This is a genomic window from Achromobacter sp. JUb104 (assembly GCF_024806975.1).
GTDB classification, from domain to species: domain Bacteria; phylum Pseudomonadota; class Gammaproteobacteria; order Burkholderiales; family Burkholderiaceae_B; genus Achromobacter; species Achromobacter spanius.
Window position 1 is genome coordinate 1,595,520 of sequence record NZ_JANUEY010000002.1, and the last position, 22,036, is coordinate 1,617,555.

24 protein-coding genes are annotated in these 22,036 nt (G+C 62.1%); 6 read left to right on the forward strand and 18 right to left on the reverse strand.

Annotated elements, in window-relative coordinates; genetic code table 11:
- Positions 1 to 2 precede the first annotated feature (2 nt).
- From rpsC to M2361_RS19185, 12 genes are all read right to left on the reverse strand, one after another.
- Positions 3 to 797, reverse strand: a complete 795-nt coding sequence (rpsC, locus tag M2361_RS19130; protein WP_100853732.1) for a 30S ribosomal protein S3 — start codon at positions 795 to 797, stop codon at positions 3 to 5.
- A gap of 9 nt (positions 798 to 806) precedes the next feature.
- Positions 807 to 1,136 (reverse strand): 50S ribosomal protein L22, encoded by a 330-nt coding sequence (gene rplV / locus M2361_RS19135; protein WP_006227021.1) that lies wholly within the window; start codon positions 1,134 to 1,136, stop codon positions 807 to 809.
- 3 nt (positions 1,137 to 1,139) lie between these two features.
- Positions 1,140 to 1,415: a 30S ribosomal protein S19 gene (rpsS, locus tag M2361_RS19140; protein WP_006216555.1), complete on the reverse strand. Its 276-nt coding sequence runs from the start codon at positions 1,413 to 1,415 to the stop codon at positions 1,140 to 1,142.
- 12 nt (positions 1,416 to 1,427) lie between these two features.
- Positions 1,428 to 2,255 (reverse strand): 50S ribosomal protein L2, encoded by an 828-nt coding sequence (gene rplB / locus M2361_RS19145; protein ID WP_006216556.1) that lies wholly within the window; start codon positions 2,253 to 2,255, stop codon positions 1,428 to 1,430.
- Entirely contained in the window at positions 2,256 to 2,552 is a 297-nt protein-coding gene (gene rplW / locus M2361_RS19150) for a 50S ribosomal protein L23 (RefSeq protein ID WP_006216557.1), read from the reverse strand.
- Positions 2,549 to 3,169, reverse strand: a complete 621-nt coding sequence (gene rplD, locus M2361_RS19155) for a 50S ribosomal protein L4 (RefSeq protein ID WP_006216558.1) — start codon at positions 3,167 to 3,169, stop codon at positions 2,549 to 2,551. Before rplD ends, rplW begins: the two co-directional genes overlap by 4 nt.
- A gap of 4 nt (positions 3,170 to 3,173) precedes the next feature.
- Positions 3,174 to 3,863 carry a 50S ribosomal protein L3 gene (rplC, locus tag M2361_RS19160; RefSeq protein ID WP_050448287.1) on the reverse strand — a complete coding sequence of 230 codons (690 nt, stop codon included), beginning with the start codon at positions 3,861 to 3,863 and terminating at the stop codon, positions 3,174 to 3,176.
- Positions 3,864 to 4,254: 391 nt separating this feature from the next.
- Positions 4,255 to 5,022: an ABC transporter permease gene (locus M2361_RS19165; RefSeq protein ID WP_259251230.1), complete on the reverse strand. Its 768-nt coding sequence runs from the start codon at positions 5,020 to 5,022 to the stop codon at positions 4,255 to 4,257.
- Positions 5,023 to 5,811, reverse strand: a complete 789-nt coding sequence (locus M2361_RS19170) for an ABC transporter ATP-binding protein (protein WP_259251231.1) — start codon at positions 5,809 to 5,811, stop codon at positions 5,023 to 5,025.
- Positions 5,804 to 6,811 (reverse strand): ABC transporter substrate-binding protein, encoded by a 1,008-nt coding sequence (locus tag M2361_RS19175; RefSeq protein ID WP_259251232.1) that lies wholly within the window; start codon positions 6,809 to 6,811, stop codon positions 5,804 to 5,806. The genes M2361_RS19170 and M2361_RS19175 overlap by 8 nt, the downstream gene beginning before the upstream one ends.
- Before the next feature lie 79 nt (positions 6,812 to 6,890).
- Positions 6,891 to 7,490, reverse strand: a complete 600-nt coding sequence (locus tag M2361_RS19180) for a cupin domain-containing protein (RefSeq protein WP_259251233.1) — start codon at positions 7,488 to 7,490, stop codon at positions 6,891 to 6,893.
- Positions 7,491 to 7,552: 62 nt separating this feature from the next.
- Entirely contained in the window at positions 7,553 to 8,629 is a 1,077-nt protein-coding gene (locus M2361_RS19185; protein WP_259251234.1) for a porin, read from the reverse strand.
- A gap of 174 nt (positions 8,630 to 8,803) precedes the next feature.
- On the opposite strand from M2361_RS19185, the gene M2361_RS19190 reads away from it, so the two are divergent.
- From M2361_RS19190 to M2361_RS19200, 3 genes are read left to right on the forward strand one after another with little or no spacing between them, the layout of a single operon-like run.
- Positions 8,804 to 9,739, forward strand: a complete 936-nt coding sequence (locus M2361_RS19190) for an alpha/beta fold hydrolase (protein ID WP_259251235.1) — start codon at positions 8,804 to 8,806, stop codon at positions 9,737 to 9,739.
- On the forward strand, positions 9,732 to 10,565 hold the full coding sequence (locus tag M2361_RS19195) for an IclR family transcriptional regulator (protein ID WP_259251236.1): 834 nt from the start codon (positions 9,732 to 9,734) through the stop codon (positions 10,563 to 10,565). The genes M2361_RS19190 and M2361_RS19195 overlap by 8 nt, the downstream gene beginning before the upstream one ends.
- Positions 10,566 to 10,597: 32 nt before the next feature.
- Positions 10,598 to 11,407 (forward strand): aspartate dehydrogenase, encoded by an 810-nt coding sequence (locus M2361_RS19200; protein WP_259251238.1) that lies wholly within the window; start codon positions 10,598 to 10,600, stop codon positions 11,405 to 11,407.
- A gap of 106 nt (positions 11,408 to 11,513) precedes the next feature.
- On the opposite strand, the gene rpsJ is transcribed toward M2361_RS19200, so the two are convergent.
- From rpsJ to M2361_RS19230, 6 genes are all read right to left on the reverse strand, one after another.
- On the reverse strand, positions 11,514 to 11,825 hold the full coding sequence (rpsJ, locus tag M2361_RS19205) for a 30S ribosomal protein S10 (RefSeq protein ID WP_003806903.1): 312 nt from the start codon (positions 11,823 to 11,825) through the stop codon (positions 11,514 to 11,516).
- A 74-nt stretch (positions 11,826 to 11,899) separates the two neighbouring features.
- A complete protein-coding gene (gene tuf, locus M2361_RS19210) occupies positions 11,900 to 13,090 on the reverse strand; it encodes an elongation factor Tu (RefSeq protein WP_006221899.1) in 1,191 nt (396 codons plus the stop codon).
- Positions 13,091 to 13,165: 75 nt separating this feature from the next.
- On the reverse strand, positions 13,166 to 15,268 hold the full coding sequence (fusA, locus tag M2361_RS19215) for an elongation factor G (RefSeq protein WP_259251240.1): 2,103 nt from the start codon (positions 15,266 to 15,268) through the stop codon (positions 13,166 to 13,168).
- 18 nt (positions 15,269 to 15,286) lie between these two features.
- Positions 15,287 to 15,757: a 30S ribosomal protein S7 gene (rpsG, locus tag M2361_RS19220; RefSeq protein ID WP_006216561.1), complete on the reverse strand. Its 471-nt coding sequence runs from the start codon at positions 15,755 to 15,757 to the stop codon at positions 15,287 to 15,289.
- A 166-nt stretch (positions 15,758 to 15,923) separates the two neighbouring features.
- Entirely contained in the window at positions 15,924 to 16,301 is a 378-nt protein-coding gene (gene rpsL / locus M2361_RS19225; protein WP_005017264.1) for a 30S ribosomal protein S12, read from the reverse strand.
- 574 nt (positions 16,302 to 16,875) lie between these two features.
- On the reverse strand, positions 16,876 to 17,577 hold the full coding sequence (locus M2361_RS19230; protein WP_259251245.1) for a response regulator transcription factor: 702 nt from the start codon (positions 17,575 to 17,577) through the stop codon (positions 16,876 to 16,878).
- 259 nt (positions 17,578 to 17,836) lie between these two features.
- Here M2361_RS19230 and M2361_RS19235 point away from each other — a divergent pair, with 259 nt between their 5' ends.
- From M2361_RS19235 to M2361_RS19245, 3 genes are read left to right on the forward strand one after another with little or no spacing between them, the layout of a single operon-like run.
- Positions 17,837 to 18,553, forward strand: coding sequence for a response regulator transcription factor (locus M2361_RS19235; protein ID WP_259251246.1), 717 nt, complete (start codon positions 17,837 to 17,839; stop codon positions 18,551 to 18,553).
- Positions 18,554 to 18,587: 34 nt separating this feature from the next.
- A complete protein-coding gene (locus M2361_RS19240; RefSeq protein ID WP_259251247.1) occupies positions 18,588 to 19,697 on the forward strand; it encodes a FecR domain-containing protein in 1,110 nt (369 codons plus the stop codon).
- Between the two features lie 10 nt (positions 19,698 to 19,707).
- The gene (locus tag M2361_RS19245; protein ID WP_259251248.1) at positions 19,708 to 22,032 is read left to right on the forward strand and encodes a CHASE2 domain-containing protein; all 2,325 of its coding nucleotides are present in this window, start codon (positions 19,708 to 19,710) and stop codon (positions 22,030 to 22,032) included.
- Positions 22,033 to 22,036 lie beyond the last annotated feature (4 nt).

Here is a 22,036-nt window from a genome sequence, read left to right on the forward strand (position 1 = left end):
GGTTATTCTCCTTCAGGCGCCGGAGCAGCGTCCGCCTTGCGGGGACCACCACGACCACGACCACCCGGACGACCGGTGCGAGCACCGTCCGGACGATCACCACGCGGAGCGCGGCGCGGACGACGTTCTTCTTCGCGCGGGGCAGCGGTTTCCGGCGGCAATTCGCCGTTAGCCAGCATGTCGCCCTTGTAGACCCAGACCTTGATGCCGATCACGCCATACGTGGTGTGGGCTTCGGAGGTGCCGTAGTCAATGTTGGCCTTGAGGGTGTGCAGCGGCACACGGCCTTCGCGATACCACTCGGTGCGAGCAATTTCGATACCGTTCAAACGGCCCGAGCTCATGATCTTGATGCCTTGGGCACCCAGACGCATCGCGTTTTGCATCGCGCGCTTCATTGCGCGACGGAACATGATGCGCTTCTCGAGCTGTTGCGAAATCGAGTCGGCGATCAGTTGAGCATCGGTTTCCGGCTTGCGGATTTCCTCGATGTTGACGTGCACAGGCACGCCCATCAGACGCTGCAGATCAGCCTTCAGGTTTTCGATGTCCTCGCCGCGCTTGCCGATCACCACGCCCGGACGAGCCGAGTAGACGGTGATGCGGGCATTCTTGGCCGGACGCTCGATGATCACGCGACCAACGGAGGCGCTCTTGAGCTTCTTTTTCAGGTACTCGCGAACGCGAATGTCTTCGGCAAGCATCGTGCCGAAGGCCTTGTCGTCGGCGAACCAACGCGAGGACCAATTACGGGTGACCGCGAGACGGAACCCAGTGGGGTGAATTTTCTGACCCATCGTGACTCCTTAAGCTCCGACCTTGACCGTGATATGGCAGGTCTGCTTCTCGATACGGTTGCCGCGGCCCTTGGCGCGAGCGGAGAAGCGCTTCATCGACTGAGCCTTGTCCACAAAAATCGTGGTGACTTTCAGTTCGTCGATATCGGCGCCGTCGTTGTGCTCGGCGTTGGCGATGGCGGACTCGACAGCCTTCTTCAGGATGACGGCAGCCTTCTTCGGCGAGAAGGTGAGGATTTCCAGGGCACGACCGACCTTCTGACCACGGATCAAGTCCGCAACCAGACGGGTCTTCTGTGCCGAGATGTGCACCCCACGGATAATGGCAGTAGTTTCCATCGCTTACCTCTTCGCCTTCTTGTCCGCAGCGTGGCCCTTGAACGTACGGGTCAGCGCGAACTCGCCCAGCTTGTGACCGACCATGTTCTCGTTGATGTACACGGGAACATGTTGCTTGCCGTTGTGAACCGCGATCGTCAGGCCGATGAACTCGGGCAGGATCGTGGAACGACGCGACCAGGTCTTGATCGGCTTCTTGTCTTTGCCCGCGACGGCCGTGTCCACCTTTTTGATCAGGTGAGCATCGACAAACGGGCCTTTCTTGATCGAACGTGACATAGTGTTCGCCTCTTACTTGCGCTTGCGCCGTTGGACGATCATATTGTTCGTCCGCTTGTTGCGACGGGTCTTGAAACCCTTCGCCGGGGTGCCCCACGGGCTGACCGGCTCGCGTGCTTCACCGGTACGGCCTTCGCCGCCACCGTGCGGGTGATCCACCGGGTTCATGGCAACGCCACGAACCGTCGGGCGGATACCACGCCAACGCATTGCACCGGCCTTGCCGATTTGGCGCAGGCTGTGTTCTTCGTTACCGACTTCACCAATGGTGGCGCGGCATTCGATGTGCACACGGCGAACTTCACCCGAGCGCAGACGAACCTGAGCGTAGATGCCTTCGCGAGCCAGCAGGACGGCGGAAGCGCCGGCCGAACGGACCATTTGAGCACCCTTGCCAGGCAGCATTTCGACGCAGTGAATCGTCGTACCCACCGGGATGTTGCGGATCGGCAGCGTGTTACCAGCGCGGATCGGAGCATCGGTGCCCGACAGCAAGGTAGCACCCACTTCCAGACCACGCGGAGCGATGATGTAACGACGTTCGCCGTCGGCGTAGCACAGCAGTGCAATGTGCGCCGTACGGTTGGGGTCATATTCCAGACGCTCGACCTTTGCCGGGATACCGTCCTTGTCGCGACGGAAGTCGACGACACGGTAGTGTTGCTTGTGACCACCACCACGGTGACGGATCGTGATGTGACCGTTGTTGTTACGGCCAGAACCACGGGTCTTCTTTTCCAGCAGCGGCGCGTAGGGCTCACCCTTGTGCAGGTTCGGGCTAACAACCTTCACCATGCCACGGCGGCCAGCCGAAGTCGGCTTAACTTTTACGAGGGCCATTTACTTCACCTCCGCAAAGTCGATTTCCTGGCCGTCCTTGAGCGACACGTAAGCCTTGCGCTCATTACGGCGACGGCCAACGAATCGGCCAAAGCGCTTGACTTTGCCCTTACGGTTGAGGACCTGCACGGACTCGACCTGCACCTTGAAGAGCAGTTCGACGGCAGCCTTGATTTCCGGCTTGGTAGCGTCAGCCACGACACGGAAAGCGACTTGCTGATTCTTCTCAGCGACGAACGTGGCCTTTTCGGTCACGATCGGAGCCAGAATGACTTGCATCAAGCGTTCAGCGTTCATCCCAGCATCTCCTCGAGTTGAGCGATGGCCGGCTTGGTGATCAGCACTTTCTTGTAGTGGACCAGCGACAACGGATCGGCATAACGGGGCTCGACAACAGCAACGTGCGGCAGGTTGCGGGTGGCGAGGTAAACATTCTCATCAACGCTGTCGGTGATGATCAGGACCGAGTCCAGGCCCAGGCTCTTCAGCTTTGCAGCAGCAGCCTTGGTCTTGGGCGATTCCAGATCAAAGGATTCGACAACGGCGATACGGTCTTCGCGAGCCAGTTGCGACAAGATCGAACGGATCCCGGCGCGGTACATCTTCTTGTTGACCTTCTGGCTGAAGTTCTCTTCGGGCGAGTTCGGGAAAATCCGACCACCGCCACGCCACAGCGGCGACGAAGTCATACCAGCGCGTGCGCGGCCGGTACCCTTCTGGCGCCAGGGCTTCTTGGTCGAGTGCTTAACTTCGGCACGATCCTTCTGAGCGCGGTTGCCGGCACGGGCATTGGCTTGGAAAGCCACCACGATCTGATGAATCAGTGCTTCGTTGAAGTCACGGCCGAAGATCGTATCGGGCGCGCTGAACGTAGCAGCGGCCTGACCTTGGTCGTTCAGGAGCTTGAGATCCATTTACTTACGCTCCCTTCTTGGCCGGGGCCTTGATGGCCGGGCGCACGACGATGTCGGCGCCAGCGTGGCCGGGGACAGCGCCCTTGACCAGCAGCAGGCCACGCTCAACGTCAACGCGAACGACGTCGAGGTTTTGAACGGTGCGGGTGACATCACCCAGGTGACCAGCCATCTTCTTACCCGGGAACACGCGGCCCGGATCTTGAGCTTGGCCAATCGAGCCGGGAACGCGGTGCGAACGGGAGTTACCGTGCGACGCGCGTTGCGAACCGAAGTGGTGACGCTTGATGGTACCGGCGAAGCCTTTACCAATGGTCGTGCCCGTCACGTCGACCTGTTGGCCGGCTTCGAACACGGATTCCACGGCGATCACGGCACCGGCTGCAAATTCAGCAGCGCGAGCGGGATCAAGGCGGAATTCTTTGAGGATGCTACCGGCTTCAGTGCCGGCTTTGGCGTAGTGGCCCGTTTGCGGCTGAGCCACACGCGAGGCACGACGAGTGCCATAAGCCACTTGGATCGCGGCGTAGCCGTCGGTTTCCAGCGACTTAACTTGGGTCACGCGGTTGTTAGACACGTCCAGCACGGTTACCGGGATGGATTCACCTTCCTCGGTAAAAATGCGGGTCATGCCGACCTTGCGACCCACCAGCCCCAGCCGGTGAGCGGCGGGCGTGGGTGTCGAATTCGACATCGTTTTCTCCATTCCTGACTGCGATTGGTCAGGGCTAATCAGGCAAAAGGTAACGGCCTTTGCCCTACGACTATGTTCAACCTGGTTGGTGTTGCCTCTAGCGACTTCTTTGCCTTGCAGCAAAGGAGCAATTCAAGCCAATCCGCCCATAGTTAGACTCGCCACAAAATGGCAAGCTTGGCATATTAGCATGATTTTTTCAGGCGGCACAAGCACTTAGCCCGCTTTGGGCCTGGGGAAGTGGGCTGTTTTGCCACACTTCAAACGGGCAAAATCGGTTACCGAACAGGTTCCCGGTTGGGTTGCCCAACAGGCGGCCCCGCGAACAGGGCGCCCTTGGGATAGTGAGTGACCGCTTACCTGGCGACGACGCTCGCCTCAGGGTCGCGATTCAAGCCGTTTTCCTGGCCCTGCCCGACTCGTGCCAGGGGATCAGCACCTTGCGAAGCGATCCCACCGCGAAGTACAGCGCAAAGCCGATCATGGCCAGCAACAGCACCACGGCGAATAGCGTGTCGACCTCCATGTCCTGCAACTTGACGGTGGCCAGGTAGCCCAGCCCTCGCGAGCCGGCCACGAACTCCGACACCACCGCGCCGATGATGGACAACACGATCGCCATTTCCATGCCCGTCAATATATAGGGCAGCGACGCCGGTATCACCAGCAGGCGGAAACGTTTGCGGCCGGTCGCGTTGCCCACCTGAAAGACCTCGACCAGGCCGGTGTCGACCGATTTCGCTCCCAGATAGCTATTGGCAAACACGGGAAAGAACGCCATCAGCGCCGAGATCACGATCTTGGATTCGATGCCAAAGCCGAACCAGAGGATAAATAGCGGAATCAGCGCAACCTTGGGCGTCAGTTGCAAGGCGACGACGAATGGCTTGAAGATCGTGTCCAGCAGTTCGACCCTGCCCAGCACCTGGCCGATCAACGTACCCGTCACCACCGCGATCACGAACCCGCCCAGGCATTCGGCCAGTGTCGTATAGATGTGGAAATAGGTATCGGGCCGCTGCATCAACTGCACCAGCGCGGCCAGCACGTCCTCGGGCGGCGGCAACACCAGCGGCGACACGTCAAAAAGCGTCACATAGCTTTTCCACAGAACAAAGAACACCACCACGGAACAGAGTTGAATGGCGAAGCGTTTCATTCAGATCTCCAGGTGCTTGCGCAGTTCGGCGCACAGCCGCGCATAGTCGGGGTGTTCGCGCTGCTCGGTGCGCGGACGCGGCAGATCCACGCGGATCTCCGCCGCCACGCGGCCCGGACGGGCAGACATGACAATGACGCGGTCGGCCAGATGTACGGCCTCGCTGATCGAGTGAGTAATCAGGAACGCCGCAAAGCCCTCGCGCATCCAGATGCGTTCGGCGTCCGCAATGATCTGCTCGCGAGTCAGTGCATCCAACGCACCGAAGGGTTCGTCCAGCAGCAGCAACTCGGGGTTTGAGAACAGCGCCCGTGCGAACGAGGCCCGCTGGCGCATGCCGCCCGATAGCTCCGACGGATTGCGCTTTTCGAATCCGCCAAGGCCCACCATGGCGCACAACTGCCGTGCGCGCTCCAGATCGGCGGACGTCGCCCCCGTGGTCATCAGTTTGGGCAGGGCCACGTTCTGCTCGATGTTCAGCCATGGCAGCAAACGATGCTCTTGAAAGGCGACGCCGAAGCGAACCGGATTGGAAGCGCCCCGCCCCGGCCAGGCGATCTGGCCTTCGCTGGGCGACTCCAGGCCGCACAGCAGCCGCAGCAGGGTGGACTTGCCGCAGCCAGACGGCCCGATGATGGCAACGAACTCGCCCGGCGCGATATGTTGGTTCACCCCCTGCAAGGCGGTGGTCACGCCTGAGTCGGTCTTGAATTTCTTGGTGACGTCGATAAAGCGGACGATCGCCGTGCCCGCATCCACCGCCGGCGCTATGGATAGGGCTTCAGGCAACAGCGCTCTCCCAGATGTCGTTGGTATAGAGCTTGCGATCGGTTGCGCGCATCAGGCCGGCGTCCAACAGCAGCTTGCTGCCTTCCTGCCATTGCTTGGGATCGTTGCGCACCGCCTGGTCCGCGCCATGGCTCAGCCACAGTTCGCGGTTGCCGCGCAGGTCTTGCAGCGCGATATCGGTCTTCTCGATACCGGGGATATCGAACGCGCCCCCCATCAGCACGATGGCTTGCATCAAGGCTGCGTCATCCATCGTGGCCAGCTCCCTCACGGCTTGCACCACGCCACGGATGAAGGCGACATAGGCGTCACGGTTTGCCGCCAGTTCACTTTCGCGCGCCACATAGACCTGGCCGGGCACGCCATCGTCGGCGTGCATGACCGAGATCGCCAGCTTTTGCGCCCGCAAACGCGACACTGTGCTGGTATTGCCAAAGAATGCGTGCAGGCGGCCTGCCTCGATCATCGCGAACGACGCGGGGCCATCAGCGACCCGCTCCCGGCGCACCGACTTCGGGTCGACGCCGGCGTGCGCCAGCATCAGGTTCAAGGTGGCTTCCATCGAGCCTCCAAACGAGGCCAGCCCGACGATCTTGCCGGCCAATTCGCGAGCGTCCGCGATCGGCGCGCGCTCGGCGGACACCACGACGAAGGGCGAAATCTGGGCGATGGTGCCGAAGGCGACGACGTCGGAGTTACCTTGCGCGCGGGCGGACATGTAGTTGGCGGCACCCGTGCGGCCGGCGCTGACTTGGCCCGCCGCGGCCAGTTGCACGACTTGCGCCGCGCCGCGGCCGACTTCCACGCGCAGGTCCAGGCTTTGCGCCTTGAACTTGCCGGACGCCGATGCATACAGCACAGGCGCAAATGCCAAGGACAAGGTGAACGGCGTCAGGAACGTGAATTTGCCGCCCGGTGCGGCACGCACCGCACCCGCCGCGGGCAACATCAGGGCGCCCGCCATGCCGGCGGCCGCCCTCAGGATAGATCTGCGATTCATCAAGGGGTCTCCAAACGGGGACTTCATACAGGGGCTAAATTCGGGGGCTCATTTCGGCAGATGCTGCAAGACACATGCATCACGCCTTCGCCGCTGCCGCAGCGCGTTTACGCTCCGCCTTGGCGATGGCGATCGGATGGTCGGCGGGATAGTCCGGCAGGTCCGGGCGGTTCGCGCCCAGCATCACGCACATCAGCGCTTCTTCCTGGCCTTCGTTGCGCAGCCCGCGATAGATGCCCGGCGGCACCGAGATCACGTCGCGTTCGCTCAGCACGGTTTCGAAGGTCTCGCCCTGGTATTCCAGGTACAAGCGGATGTTGTGGCCGCGCAGGATGAAAAAGGCCTCTTCGACATCCGGGTGTACGTGCATGGGACCTTCGCAGCCGGCGGGCAGCACCATCGTGGAGAACGTGAAGTGCTCGGCCGGAATCGAGTTCTGATCATCGCGCACGCCAGCCGCGCCGGTGCCGATGTAGCGCGTTTGCGCACGGCGATAGACGGGGTCGACTTCGGCCTGCCAGCCCAGCGCGTTCCAGTCGTAGGACCGCGTCGCGCGGCGGGCGACCCGAGTCTCCATCCATTCGCCCAGTGACTTGTCCTTGGGACGCTTCCAACTGGCGAATTGGGGGTTCTCCTGATCGGGAACGGGAATCTCGTGGTTTTGGGGTGCAGCATTCATGGCGTTTCCTTTTGGTCACGTTCGGCCAGGCGATTCCTGGCGGGAAAAGACGGGGATTGCGATCAGAACGAGTGCTGGATGCCGACGCCAAACTGGCGACGGCTGATGTCGTCGCCAGTGGTGTGGTCGCGCGTGTCGGTATCGTTGAAGAGCACGTACAGGTTTGTGCGCTTGGACAGGTAGTGCTGGTAGGCCACCCCCACGCCGGATGCCTGGGACAGTACGGCGTGCTGGTAGCTGGCCATGACGCGGCCGCGACCCGCCGGAACGCTGACGCCGAACGTGTAGACGCGGTCGCGGTCGCCACCGGCGGCGACGTAGCCGGGCGCGGGGTTCAGATTGATGTCGCGCTGTTCGTTGTAGCCGGCGTGCAGCTTCAAGATCTCGAAATCGTAGGCGGCGGCCAACTGTAGATTCTTGGCGTCGCGGCGTGCTGGCGTCAGGTTCGACGCGTTCAGTTGCTCGTAGGTGGCGGCCAGCTTCAGCGGGCCGTGGCCGTAGCGCAGGCCGGCCGTCACCACGCGGTCATTGTCAGCCGTCCGGAAGCCCTGCTCCGCATCGGGCGAAAAGCTGTAGCCGATGCCGGCCTCGAGCCCATTCCAGGCTGGCGTGAAGTACAGGACGGAATTGCTGATGCGACCGTCGACGCCGAAATCGCCGGATTTATAGCCAAAGGTGTTGCCGATCGAATTGCGTGACCACGACACGCCGAACGGGCTGGCGACAAACGGTGTCCATGCATAGCCGAACACCACTTGGCGTCCCACCCGTACCTCGCCGAATCCGCCCTTCAATCCGACCGTGGCCTGGCGGCCGAACAGCCGGCCTTGTGTGTTGGTGCCGTTGTCGCCGTTGAAGCCGCTTTCCAGCTGAAAGGTAGCCGCCAGGCCATTGCCCAGGTCCTCGACCCCGCGCAGGCCCCATCGCGACTGGCTCGAAATACCGCTGTCGACACTGAGCTTGGTGGCGTGGTCATTGGTGTCCGATCGGAAGCCCATGTCAATCAGGCCGTAGAGGGTGATGGACGATGCCTCCACGGCCGGCGTCGCGTGCACGGTATGGGTGACGATGGGCGCCAGGCTGGCGAAGGCGACGGCGAGGCCGACGGAAACCGCACGGCGCGGCGAGTACTGGGTCATGCTGGTATTCCCCTGGGTCTGTACTTCCACGCGTTAGGGTCGGGCGGCTGGCGCTGCTGCCCGGCCGTTGCGACATCGGAGTGGCGTACGTTTTATTGGTGAAACGTTGATTTGCAAATGAGACGAACGCAGTATAATTGCGCTGCATCAAAAACCATTCCCGGGATTACCCGTATGCCCACTGCACTCATTTCTTCCGTGTCGCCAACGGGATCTGGCCTGGGGCCCGACCCAACGCGCGCCCTGTCCGCCCGACTTGAAGACCTGGATGAAGGCTTCCCTTTGCACCAGGCGCCCTCGGCGATCGGCACCCTCACCTACCGAAGCGCGGGCACCGGCCCCGCCGTGGTTTTGCTGCACGGCATCGGGTCTGCCGCCGGCTGCTGGCTGGATGTCGCGCTGATGTTGCGCGACGGGTTTCGCGTCATCGCCTGGAACGCGCCAGGCTATGCCGGTTCCACGCCGCTGCCCCAGGCGCATCCGTCGGCCGACGATTACGCCGACGCCTTGCATCAGTTGCTGGCGCACGCGGGGGTGTCGGAATGCGTGCTTGTGGGCCATTCCCTTGGCGCCATCGTGGCGGGCGCTTATGCGGCGCGCGGGGCCGGCAACGCGCACGTCGCGATTCGGCGACTGGTGCTGCTCAGTCCCGCCCAAGGGTATGCAAGCCATGACGAGGCACAACGCGAGGCCGTACGCACGCGCCGCTTGACCTTATTAGAGGCAGAAGGCATCGAGGGCATCGCCGCGCAACGGGCTGCTGCATTGCTATCGAATGCGGCGACGCCAGCCATGCGGGAATGGGCGAGCTGGAACATGCGCCAGATTTCGCCGGCCGGGTACCGCCAAGCGGTCAGCGTTTTGTGCGACAGCGACCTCCTGTCCCGTCAAGCACCCGCCATGCCGGTGGACGTGCGGGTGGGCAATCACGACGTCATCACGCCCGCCGCTCAAGGCCAAACCGTGGCACAAGCCTGGCACGCTTCGTTTGCACTGATCGACGGCGCGGGCCATGCCTGCCATATCGAGCGCCCCGCACAAGTCGCCGAGATCGTGCGCGGCTCGGCCAGGAACGACGGCGGCGTCAAGACGGAGTCCCCTTTTGCTTGAAGACACCAACGTGAATGAAGACAAGCGCTACACCGTACCGGCGCTTGAGCGAGGCTTGCGGCTGCTGGGCGAATTCAACCGTCAAGATCGTGTGCTGGGCGCCCCGGAATTGGCGCGCCGGTTGAACATTCCACGCTCGACCGTGTTCCGGATGTTGAACACGCTCGAGACCCTGGGTTTCGTCCGCAAGGCCGACGGCGGCGCGGCGTACAGGCTGGACATGGCCGTGCTGCGCCTGGGCTTTGAGTATCTGGCGTCGCTGGAACTCACCGACCTGGGCCGGCCGTTGTTGGAACGTCTGCGTGACGCTACCGGCTATTCCACCAATCTGGTGGTGCGCGACCGCCGCTCCGCGGTCGTCGTTGCCAAGGTTTCCGCGCCTACGCCCTTCGTCAGTACGGTCTTCGTCGGCACCCGCCTGCCGACCCATGCAACGCTGCTCGGCCGGGCGGTCATGTGCGACCTTTCCCTGCCCGAACTACTTGATCTTTATGGCGCCGATCCCTTGCCGCCACACTCAGCGCACACGCCGCGCAGCGTGCCGGCGCTGCACGCCTTGCTTCAGGAAGATCTGGCGCGAGGCTATGTGATCGAACGCGGCTTCTATGAAGCTATCGTCGGCAGCATTGCGGCGCCCGTGCGCGACGCCAGCGGCCGAGTCGTCGCGGCGTTGGGCGTCACCATACCCACCCAAGGGCCTGAAAAACCGACGATCGACGAAGCCTCCGTCATCCACGCGGTATGCGCCGCTGCGCATGAACTGTCCGTCTCGCTCGATTATGTGCCGCCAGTGGCAGAGCACAACGTCGTCTCCGGAAGGACCTGACCCTGAACCCGTACCAATTTGAGGATGTACCGATGTTGAAGATAGCCATGGTGGGCTGCGGCGCAATCGGCGTCGCCGCGCTTGAGTTGCTTGCCAACCGTACTGACTTGGCGGTGACTACGGTGCTTGCGCCCGCATCGCATCTGGACGATGCGCGCCAGCGAATCCAGCCCTGGGCGCCGCAGGCCACCATTCACGCCGCGCTTGACGCGGCGCCCACGCGTCCGGACTTGCTGGTGGAATGCGCTGGCCACAGCGCCATCATTGAGCATGTGTTGCCCGCCCTGCGCGCGGGAATCCCATGCGTCGTCGCCTCGGTAGGCGCCTTGGCGGCGCCAGGGCTCATTGAAGCGTTGGAACAAGCCGCGCGCGCCGGCCAGACGCGCGTGCAACTGCTGTCAGGTGCGATCGGCGCCATTGATGCGCTGGCTGCGGCACGGCATGGCGGTCTGGACGACGTGGTGTACACCGGCCGCAAACCGCCGCTTGCCTGGCGCGGCACACCAGCGGATAAGCAGTTCGATCTGACAGCGCTGGACCACGGCGCTACGGTCATTTTCGAAGGCACCGCGCGCGAGGCCGCGGCCACCTATCCGAAAAACGCCAACGTGGCAGCCACGCTGGCACTAGCCGGCCTCGGGTTGGACCGTACACGTGTGCGCCTGTTGGCCGACCCCGATGTGCAGGACAACGTGCATCACGTTCATGCCAAGGGTGCGTTCGGCGAGCTTGAACTGACGATGCGCGGCAAGCCGTTGGCCGCAAACCCAAAGACCTCGTCGTTGACCGTCTACAGCCTGGTGCGAGCCATCTGCAATGCCGTGGAGCCGGTGGTGATCTGAACACATCGGCCGCAGGCTACGCCGCAAAAACAAAATGGCCGCATTCCCTGGGGAATACGGCCATTTTTTACGAGCCTACCGGCGAAGGTAGCAGGCTCGGTTCGCCTTACTGCAGCGCGATTTCGACGTCGACGCCGGCCGGCAGGTCCAGACGCATCAGGGCGTCAACGGTCTTGTCGGTGGGATCAACGATGTCCATCAGGCGCTGGTGCGTACGAATTTCGAACTGGTCGCGCGACGTCTTGTTGACGTGCGGCGAACGCAGGACGTCGTAGCGACGGATACGCGTGGGCAGCGGCACCGGGCCGCGGACAACGGCGCCGGTACGCTTGGCGGTGTCGACGATTTCAGCGGCCGATTGATCGATCAGCTTGTAATCGAAAGCTTTCAAGCGGATACGGATCTTTTGGTTTTTCATGGCGTTTCCTAAAGAACGAGAGGCGAAGGCGACGAGGCGCCCTCGCTGGTTGTTTGCTGCTTAAGTGATCCGAATTACTTCAGGATCTTGGCGACGACGCCGGCGCCGACGGTACGACCGCCTTCACGGATGGCGAAACGCAGGCCTTCTTCCATGGCGATCGGAGCCAACAGCTTGACCGTCATGGCCACGTTGTCGCCCGGCAGAACCATTTCCTTGTCGGCCGGCAGCTCGATCGTGCCCGTCACGTCCGTCGTGCGGAAGTAGAACTGGGGACGATAGCCTTGGAAGAACGGAGTGTGACGGCCGCCTTCTTCCTTGGACAGGATGTACACCTCGGACGTGAAGTCCGTGTGCGGCGTGATCGAACCCGGCTTGGCCAACACTTGGCCACGCTGGACGTCTTCACGCTTGGTGCCGCGCAGCAGAATGCCCACGTTGTCGCCGGCTTGACCTTGGTCCAGCAGCTTGCGGAACATTTCAACGCCCGTGCAAGTCGTCTTGACCGTCGGCACCAGGCCCACGATTTCGATTTCTTCGCCGACCTTCACGATGCCGCGTTCGATACGGCCGGTAACCACCGTGCCACGACCCGAGATCGAGAACACGTCTTCAACCGGCATCAGGAACGTGCCGTCCACGGCGCGCTCGGGCGTCGGGATGTACGAATCCAGTGCAGCGGCCAAAGCCATGATGGCTTGCTCGCCCAGTTCGCCCTTGTCGCCTTCCAGCGCCAGCTTGGCCGAACCCTTGACGATCGGGGTGTCATCACCCGGGAAGTCGTACTTCGACAGAAGTTCGCGAACTTCCATTTCCACCAGCTCGAGCAGCTCGGCGTCGTCAACCATGTCAGCCTTGTTCAGGAAGACGATGATGTACGGCACGCCAACCTGGCGGCTCAGCAGGATGTGTTCACGCGTTTGCGGCATCGGGCCGTCAGCGGCCGACACAACCAGGATCGCGCCGTCCATTTGCGCGGCGCCCGTGATCATGTTCTTCACATAGTCAGCGTGGCCCGGGCAGTCAACGTGAGCGTAGTGACGCGCTTCCGTTTCGTACTCGACGTGGGCGGTGTTGATCGTGATGCCGCGAGCCTTTTCTTCAGGAGTCGCATCGATCTGGTCGTAGCCCTTGGCTTCGCCACCGAACTTGTTCGACAGAACGGTCGTGATAGCTGCCGTCAACGTCGTTTTGCCGTGGTCAACGTGACCAATCGTACCCACGTTCACGTGCGGCTTGGTACGTTCAAACTTGCCTTTTGCCATGATCTCTATCCTTTAACTTTCAAGGAAACTTGAATCTGCCAGGCCACCCGGATGGGCGGACCTGGCTAGGGTTATTTACTTGGCCCGAGCGGCGATGACTTCGTCAGCGACGTTCTTGGGAGCCTCGGAGTAATGCTTGAATTCCATCGTGTACGTGGCACGACCTTGCGTCAACGAACGCAGGTTCGTGGCGTAACCGAACATCTCGGCCAGGGGCACTTCAGCCTTGATGGTCTTGCCGCCACCGACCATGTCATCCATGCCTTGGACCATGCCGCGACGCGAGGACAGATCGCCCATCACGGTACCAGCGTAGTCTTCCGGCGTTTCGACTTCAACGGCCATCATCGGTTCCAGCAGCACGGGGCTAGCCTTGCGCAGACCTTCCTTGAATGCCATGGAGCCGGCCATCTTGAACGCGTTTTCGTTCGAGTCCACATCGTGGTACGAACCGAAGAACAGCGTGCACTTGACGTCGACGATCGGGTAGCCAGCCAACACGCCCGAAGGCAGCGTTTCCTGAATGCCCTTGTCCACCGCGGGGATGTATTCGCGAGGAACCACACCGCCCTTGATGGCGTCCACGAATTCGTAGCCACCGCCAGGAGGCAACGGCTCGACCTTCAGCACCACGTGACCGTACTGGCCACGGCCGCCCGACTGCTTGACGAACTTACCTTCAACTTCGTCGCAGGTCTTGCGGATGGTTTCACGGTAGGCCACTTGCGGCTTGCCGACGTTGGCTTCAACGCCGAACTCACGCTTCATGCGGTCGACCAGAATTTCCAGGTGAAGCTCGCCCATACCGGAAATGATGGTTTGGCCGGATTCTTCGTCGCTGCGCACGCGGAACGACGGATCTTCCTGAGCCAGACGCGACAGCGCCAGACCCATCTTTTCCTGGTCAGCCTTCGACTTCGGTTCCACGGCCTGCGAAATCACGGGCTCGGGGAAAATCATGCGTTCGAGCAGGATGTGGGAGTCGGTGTCGCACAGCGTTTCGCCGGTGGTCACGTCTTTCAGACCCACCACGGCGGCGATGTCGCCTGCCAACACTTCCTTGATTTCTTCGCGGTTGTTCGCGTGCATCTGCAGAATGCGACCGATACGTTCCTTCTTGCCCTTGATGGGGTTGTAGACCGTATCGCCCGACTTCAGGACGCCCGAGTAAACGCGCACGAAGGTCAATTGACCCACGAACGGATCGCTCATCAGCTTGAATGCCAGCGCCGAGAACTTCTCGCCGTCGTCAGCTTCGCGCGTGATGGGATTGCCATCGTCGTCCTGGCCGTCAACCGCGGGAATATCCACGGGCGAAGGCAGGTAGTCGATGACCGCGTCCAGCATGCGCTGCACGCCCTTGTTCTTGAAGGCGGTGCCGCACAGCATCGGCTGGATTTCGCCAGCGATGGTGCGTTGGCGGATGGCCAGGTTGATTTCGGCTTCGTCCAAGGAACCCGTTTCCAGGTACTTGTTCATCAGCTCTTCCGACGACTCAGCGGCGGCTTCAACCAGCTTTTCACGCCATTCGTTGGCCAGGCCTTCCAGCTCGGCGGGAATATCGTGGTAGTCGAACTTGATGCCTTGGCTGGCTTCGTCCCAAATGATCGCCTTCATCTTGACCAGGTCGACCACGCCTTGGAACGTGTCTTCGGCGCCGATCGGGATCACGATCGGCACGGGATTGGCGCGCAGGCGGTTCTTCAGCTGGTCATAGACCTTGAAGAAGTTGGCGCCGGTGCGGTCCATCTTGTTGACGAAGGCCAGACGCGGCACGCCGTACTTGTTGGCTTGGCGCCACACGGTTTCGGACTGGGGCTGAACGCCACCCACCGCGCAATAGACCATGCAAGCACCGTCCAGGACGCGCATGGAACGCTCCACCTCAATGGTGAAGTCCACGTGACCCGGGGTGTCGATGATGTTGATGCGGTGTTCGGGATAGTTCTTCGCCATGCCACGCCAAAACGCCGTCGTAGCTGCCGACGTAATGGTGATGCCACGCTCTTGTTCTTGTTCCATCCAGTCCATGGTGGCAGCGCCATCATGCACTTCGCCAATCTTGTGATTGACGCCGGTGTAGAACAGGATACGTTCGGTCGTGGTGGTTTTCCCTGCATCGATGTGCGCAGAGATACCAATGTTGCGATAGCGCTCGATCGGGGTTTTGCGGGCCATGGTGGATTAGTCCTTAAATTACCAGCGGAAATGGCTGAAGGCCTTGTTGGCCTCTGCCATCTTGTGCGTGTCTTCGCGCTTCTTCATCGCGGCGCCACGACCTTCGGAGGCGTCGATCAGTTCGCCAGCAAGACGCAGATCCATCGACTTCTCGCCACGCTTCTTGGCGGCTTCACGGAGCCAACGCATAGCCAGGGCCAGGCGGCGCACGGGGCGCACTTCAACCGGCACTTGGTAGTTGGCACCGCCAACGCGGCGGCTCTTCACTTCGACGATCGGCTTGATGTTGTTGATCGCCAGGCTGAAAACTTCGATCGGCTCTTTGCCGGTCTTGGTTTGCACTTGCTCGAGGGCACCGTAAACGATGCGCTCGGCGACGGCCTTCTTGCCGTCCAGCATGACGACGTTCATGAACTTGGCGAGCTCGACGCTACCGAACTTGGGATCGGGCAGAATCTCGCGCTTGGGTACTTCGCGACGACGGGGCATTGTTGCTTCCTTGTGTCTGTTCAGTTGAACCGTGTTTCATTACACGGCCATGGCCGCCCATTGGGACGACCCCTTACGTGCCGCGCTCCATCCCAAAAGCCGGAGGGCGCGGTCGCACTTCCCTAGTGACGGGCTTCCGCCACACGGGGGTACTGCTGACTCGTTATTAAGCCTTCTTCGGGCGCTTGGCGCCGTACTTCGAGCGGGCTTGCTTACGATCCTTGACGCCTTGCAGGTCGAGGGAACCGCGCACGATGTGATAACGCACACCGGGCAAGTCCTTCACACGACCGCCACGCACCAGAACCACCGAGTGCTCTTGCAGGTTGTGGCCTTCACCGCCGATGTACGAAATGACTTCGTAACCGTTGGTCAGACGCACTTTGGCAACCTTGCGCAGAGCAGAGTTCGGCTTCTTGGGGGTGGTGGTGTACACGCGAGTGCACACGCCGCGACGTTGCGGGCAGTTTTCGAGCGCGGGGCTCTTGCTTTTGATGATGCTGACTTCGCGCGGCTTGCGCACGAGTTGGCTAATGGTAGGCATGACCTTTGAAATCCCTTTTACGTACCACTGGTAAGTACTTACGTACTCGTCTCCAGAAGAGTGTCTTTCGGAGAAGGCAGTTCGCGCAAAACCGCCTCAAACGTTCATGTACGTAAAAGAGCGGGCTTGCCAACAAACTATGACAAACGCACAAAACTGATAGCGGCCGGGCAGCCAAGAGGTAGTTGCAACTGATGGACCCGAAACTGATGGCCCTGAAACAAAAGGCTCGTGACGCACCTTGGTTTCAGACCGGGTTTCAGACCCTGACTAAGCTCTTGAACTGTTTGCCTTTAGCGTACAGATTTTGCGCGCGAAATAAAGCAGTAAGCCCTTTAGCATAACTGAGATCAAGGCGTACTGTCAAAGTTTTTTGTAAGTCGAGCGACGCGGCGCGCAAATTGCGAAAAGCCGGCGAAAAGGCAGCGACTTGGACGGTGCTTGTGAAAAATGGGGCCGCGTTGCCGGAGAGATTCGACATACCGACAGGCCGGGAAACCCTGCCTGCGAAGAGGCAAGCTGCGGGTAAACCATGGGGTTCAGCGCATTCGGCAGTGTAGCGCCAGGTGGCGGCTTAGCGGTCGGCGAACAAGTAACCGCTGCCGTACACCGTGCGGATCGGCAACATCACCCCCGCCAGTTCGGCCTTGCGGCGCAGGCGGCTGACGATGACGTCGATGCTGCGCGACCCACTGGCGCGCGCCCCGCCTCCTTCGACCCGCAGTTCATCGCCCAATTCAGAGCGTCCGACCGCCCTGCCCGCCACCTCAAGCAGCGCCCGGACGATCAGGCGCTCATTGGCCGACAGCGAGATCGTCGCCCCCGATGGGGCAACCAGTGTCCAGCCCTGATCGCGCAGTTCCCATTGACCGGTCACCGCGTCATCAGCCGCCGGGGTCTCTTGACTGGGCGGCAAGCGCCGCGCCAGCGCCAGCAGGATGCATGCGAGTTCGCGCGGATCCTGGGGATCGGGCAAGCAGGCGTCGGCGCCGCTTTGCAAGCAACGCAGCCGGCTATCCACGGAAATGCCCCTGCCTGTCACCACGATTCCCATGGGCGAAGACCCATGCAACCGGGCGACGAGCGCATAGCCGATTTCCCCCAACGTACCAACGTCCAGGACAACGGCATCGTAGACACCGCTATTGAGCAATCCGAACAGCTCGAGTGAGGTCGAACAGCCACGAGCGGAGATTCCGGCTTGCAGCAAGGCCGACACGGCGGCGTTTCGCGCGACCTCGTCCGGCGACATCATAAGTATGCGTAATTGATTCATAGCAATTTCAACCCCCTGACCGACACCGCCCACGCGACCGCATGTGACGCTGCACGTAGGACGGTTGCGACAGTGTGGCGCGTTGTTACGCAACAACTCCAGTCAAGATTCGTTAACTTTGCAATGTTTGACAGTTCTTGCCACAACGTAGCCAGACGCCTCGCCGCGCGAGTTATCATTCGTTTACACAAATTCGCCCACCTTTGCAGTAGGTCGCCGACGGCGAACTTGCGCAGCAAACCTCCGCGAGACTTTTCTGATGAAGATTGCGTCGCTGGAAGACGACCTTGACCAAGCCCGGCGCATCCACCAAGTGTTGACTGCCGCGGGATACACCTGCTCCAGCTATCACCAGAGCCGGGACCTGTTGGCTGCGTTGCGCTCGGAGACTTTCGATCTGGTGCTGCTGGATTGGCATCTGCCAGATATTGATGGCGACGATGTGGTGCGCTGGTTGCGCGCCAATATCGGCCCCCGCATCCCCGTCATTTTCCTGACCAATCGGTCTTCTGAAGACGACCTGGTGGAAGGGCTGCGCGCCGGCGCCGACGATTACATCGTCAAACCGCTGCGCCCCCTGGAATTACTGGCCCGCGTAGCCGCGCTGCTGCGACGCAGCCAGATCGCCGAACCTGCCGATGACACTTTCGACGTGGCGCACTACCGCATCGAGCCCGGAGCGCGCACGATCTCGCTAAACGGCACCGCCGTGTCGTTGGCGCCCAAGGAATTCGATCTTGCGCTGCTGTTCTTTCGCAATCTGGGCCGGCTCATGTCGCGCGACGTGATTGCCGAATGCGTATGGAACCGCGAGATTCCCGCAACGTCACGCACCCTGGATACGCACCTGTCCAACATCCGCCAGAAACTCCAGCTGCGCCCCGAACACGGCGTGCGCCTGAGTTCGTCCTATGCGCTTGGCTATCGGCTGGAACTGAACAGCGCCGTGGAAGACAACCCGGCCAGCCCGTCGTAGACACGACGCGCGCACTCCTGGAGAACTGATTCTTATGAGCCGCTGCCGCGCGCTTTCTTTGCTTGCCTTGCTTTCCTGCCTGTCCGTGTCCACGGCTGTGCGCAGCCAGCCCGCAGGAGCATTGGGCGACGACTTCATCTATCGCGTGCGTCAGGGAGACACCCTGATCAACCTGGCCACGCAGTACACGCGCAATCAGGCGAACTGGACGCAGCTGCAAACCTTGAACAAGGTCGTCACGCCGGAATTGCTGCCCATCGGACTCGAATTGCGGATTCCGCTATCGATGATTCCCGAACGTCCCGCCCAAGCGCGCGTGGTGCACGTCAGCGGGCAAGCCGACCTGAACGGCAAGGCCCTGCAAGCGGGCGCCAGTGTGGCGGAAGGCAGCACGGTGGTGACTTCACCGAATGGCTTCGTGACCCTGGAATTGGCTGACGGATCCAAGCTTACGTTGCCCGCTGGTGGCTCGGTCGAATTGACCCGGCTGCGCCAGTTCGAAGGCACCGCGCTGACCGACTCCGTCATCCATGTTCAGCGCGGCAGCGTCGAATCCACCGTCGCCCCCGCCGGCCAAGGCGTCGGCCGTTTTGAAGTCCGGACCCCTGTCGCTGTAACGGGCGTGCGGGGCACGCGATTCCGCGTGCAAAGCGGCGCAGGCGGTGTGCACAGTGAAGTGCTGGAAGGCAGCGTGCGGCTGCAGGCGCATGCGCCGGGAACCGCGCCCGCCAAGCCCGTCTCGGTGGCGCGCGGTTATGGCGCGGCCGTGCGCAATGACGGCAGCGTGTCCGGTGTGCGCGAACTGCTGGCCGCGCCGCAACTGAGCGCCCCCGAACGCACAGGCGGCGGCGCCTGGACCAGCGCCTTCGCGCCCGTGGCCGGTGCGCAAAGCTACCTGGTGCGCGTGTCACGCGATCCCGAAGGCGCGCTGCCGGTATCGTCGGCCAGCTTCGCCACGAACAGCATTAGCTTCAACGCGCCGGGTTCCGGCACGTTCTACGTTTCGGTGCGCGCGGTCGACGATCTGGGCCTGAGCGGACAAGACGCGGTCGCCACGTTTGAAGGCGCGAACCAGTTGATGACCTCGTTCGGCCTGGGGGTCAGCAGCGGCACAGGCGGACTCATCACGCTGACTGAATACTAGGCACTGCCCGATGGCCGACACCCCCGACGCCCTCGACCGGACCTCGCGCTCAGGGCTGTGGCTGACGGTGATATTGGCGGCACTGGCGGCCTTGCTGGGCTTGTTGAATGGCCTGGGCCGGGTCGATCAGATTCTGTACGACCGCGCCATCACCATGAGCGGCCGCGCGGCTGACCCGGATATTCTGATCGTCGCCATTGATGACGCCAGCATCGAGACGCTGGGGCGATGGCCCTGGCGGCGGGCGATCCATGCCGCGTTGCTGGACCGTCTTCAAGGCGCCCGGGCGGTTGGGCTGGATTTGATCTTCGCGGAAAGCGACACGGTCAATCCCAACGACGACTTGCTGCTTGCCCAGAGCATCCAGCGCAATGGCCGGACGGTGCTGCCGGTTGTCCTGGACCGCTTGAACAATCCTTCCGCGATGTCTGCGCCAATCCCCGCGCTGGCGAACGCCGCGGCTTCAACAGGCATCATCAACGCGCGCATTGATCCCGACGGCATGGTGCGTGAAGCCACGTTGACGACCCGATTCGCGGGCAAGCGCCACAACCACCTGGCTCTCTCCATGCTGGAGGTGGGCGGCCAAGGCAAAGAGGTGGAACGGTTTCTACAAAGAGCAGGGCCCAGCGGCGACATCCTGATCCCGTACACAGGCCCCGCTGGCCACATGCGCACCGTTTCCTACCTGTCTGTCTTGCGAGGCGACCTGAGCCCGGAGGCCTTGCGCGGCAAGTACGTGCTGGTAGGCGCCTGGGCGACCGGCCTGGGCGACGCTTACCCCACGCCGGTCGCGCACGACTTGAGCGGCATGTCGGGCGTCGAGATCATCGCCAACCTGATGCAGGCCGCCCGCGACGGCGTGTCCTACCATCGCCCGCCCGCTGCCTGGAACGCGCTGTTTTCCGCGCTTCCCGTACTGCTGGCCTGCCTGGCGCTGTGGCGGCTATCGCCCAAGCGGGCATTACTGGTCAGTGTTGCGCTCGTTGCCGGCATCCTTTTGACAGCGTGGTTGCTGCTGGCCTACGCCAGCCTGTGGTTCGCGCCGACCGCGGCCCTTGTGGGCGTGGCGCTTTGCTATCCGCTATGGAGTTGGCGTAGCCAGGAGGCGGCGCTGCGTTACATGGACCATGAACTACGCCGGCTGCAACGCGAATATCCCCCCGTCTTGAATGAAGCGCGCGCCCCGTTGACCGGCCCGAATGCATCGCTGGAAAGCCGAGTTGGCGAATTGCAGCGCGCGCTGGAGCGCGTGCGTAACCTGCGGCGCTTCCTGGCCGATGGACTGGACGGCATGCCCGACGCGACGCTCGTCTTCGACCAGGAAGGCCACATGCAGTTTCGCAACCAGGCCGCGGTCATGTACTTCCAACGGCTGGGCATGCGCCCGCCCCGCGTGGGCCACCCCGCCACGCACCTGCTTGAGAAAACGATTTCCGACGACACGACGCGGCAGCGCGTGGCCGACGCCCTGCGCGGCAAGCTTCCCACCAACGACACATCGCGATGGACGGCCGATCTGGAAGTGCGCGATTACGCCGGGCGCGACCTGATCTTGAAGTGCGCGCCGATCCACACCGCCGAAGGCAATTTCGCGGGCACCGTCGCCACGTTGACGGATATCTCGCGCATTCGCCAAGCCGAACGCCAGCGTGAAGAGACGCTGCGCTTTATCTCGCACGACATGCGCGCCCCCCAAAGCTCCATCCTGGCGCTGGTCGAGATGAAGCAGGAATCGGGCGCCCTGGATGGGCAGGGTGAAACGCTTGCCCGCATCGCCACCCTTGCGAACCGCACCCTGCATCTGGTTGACGACTTCGTACACCTGACGCGCGCGGAATCAATGACGATCGGTGCCGTCGAACTCGATCTGGGTAGCCTGCTGCAAGACGGCGTGGACGAGTTCTGGGCATCCGCGCACAAGCGCGGCATCACGCTGCGCCTGCGCACGCCGCTGCCGATTGCTTACACACTGGGTGATCAGACGCTGCTGATGCGCGCCCTATGCAATCTGATCGACAACGCCATCAAGTACAGCCCACCCCAGACATGCGTCGAATGCGCAATAGAACAGTCTCAGGATTTTTGGCGAGTAACCGTCCAGGACCAGGGACAAGGAATCGCCGAATCCGATCTGGCACGGCTGTTCGAACCCTTTTCGCGTGTGGGCGTCGAGACCCGGAATGACGTGGGCGGCGCCGGGCTGGGCCTGGCGTTCGTGCGCACCGTAGCCGAACGCCATGGCGGCACGGTGGAAGTCCGCAGCGCAATCGGCGTGGGGTCTGTGTTCACCTTGTGCTTGCCTGCCGCGCCGGAAGCCGAGGACGGGAAGTAGCCCG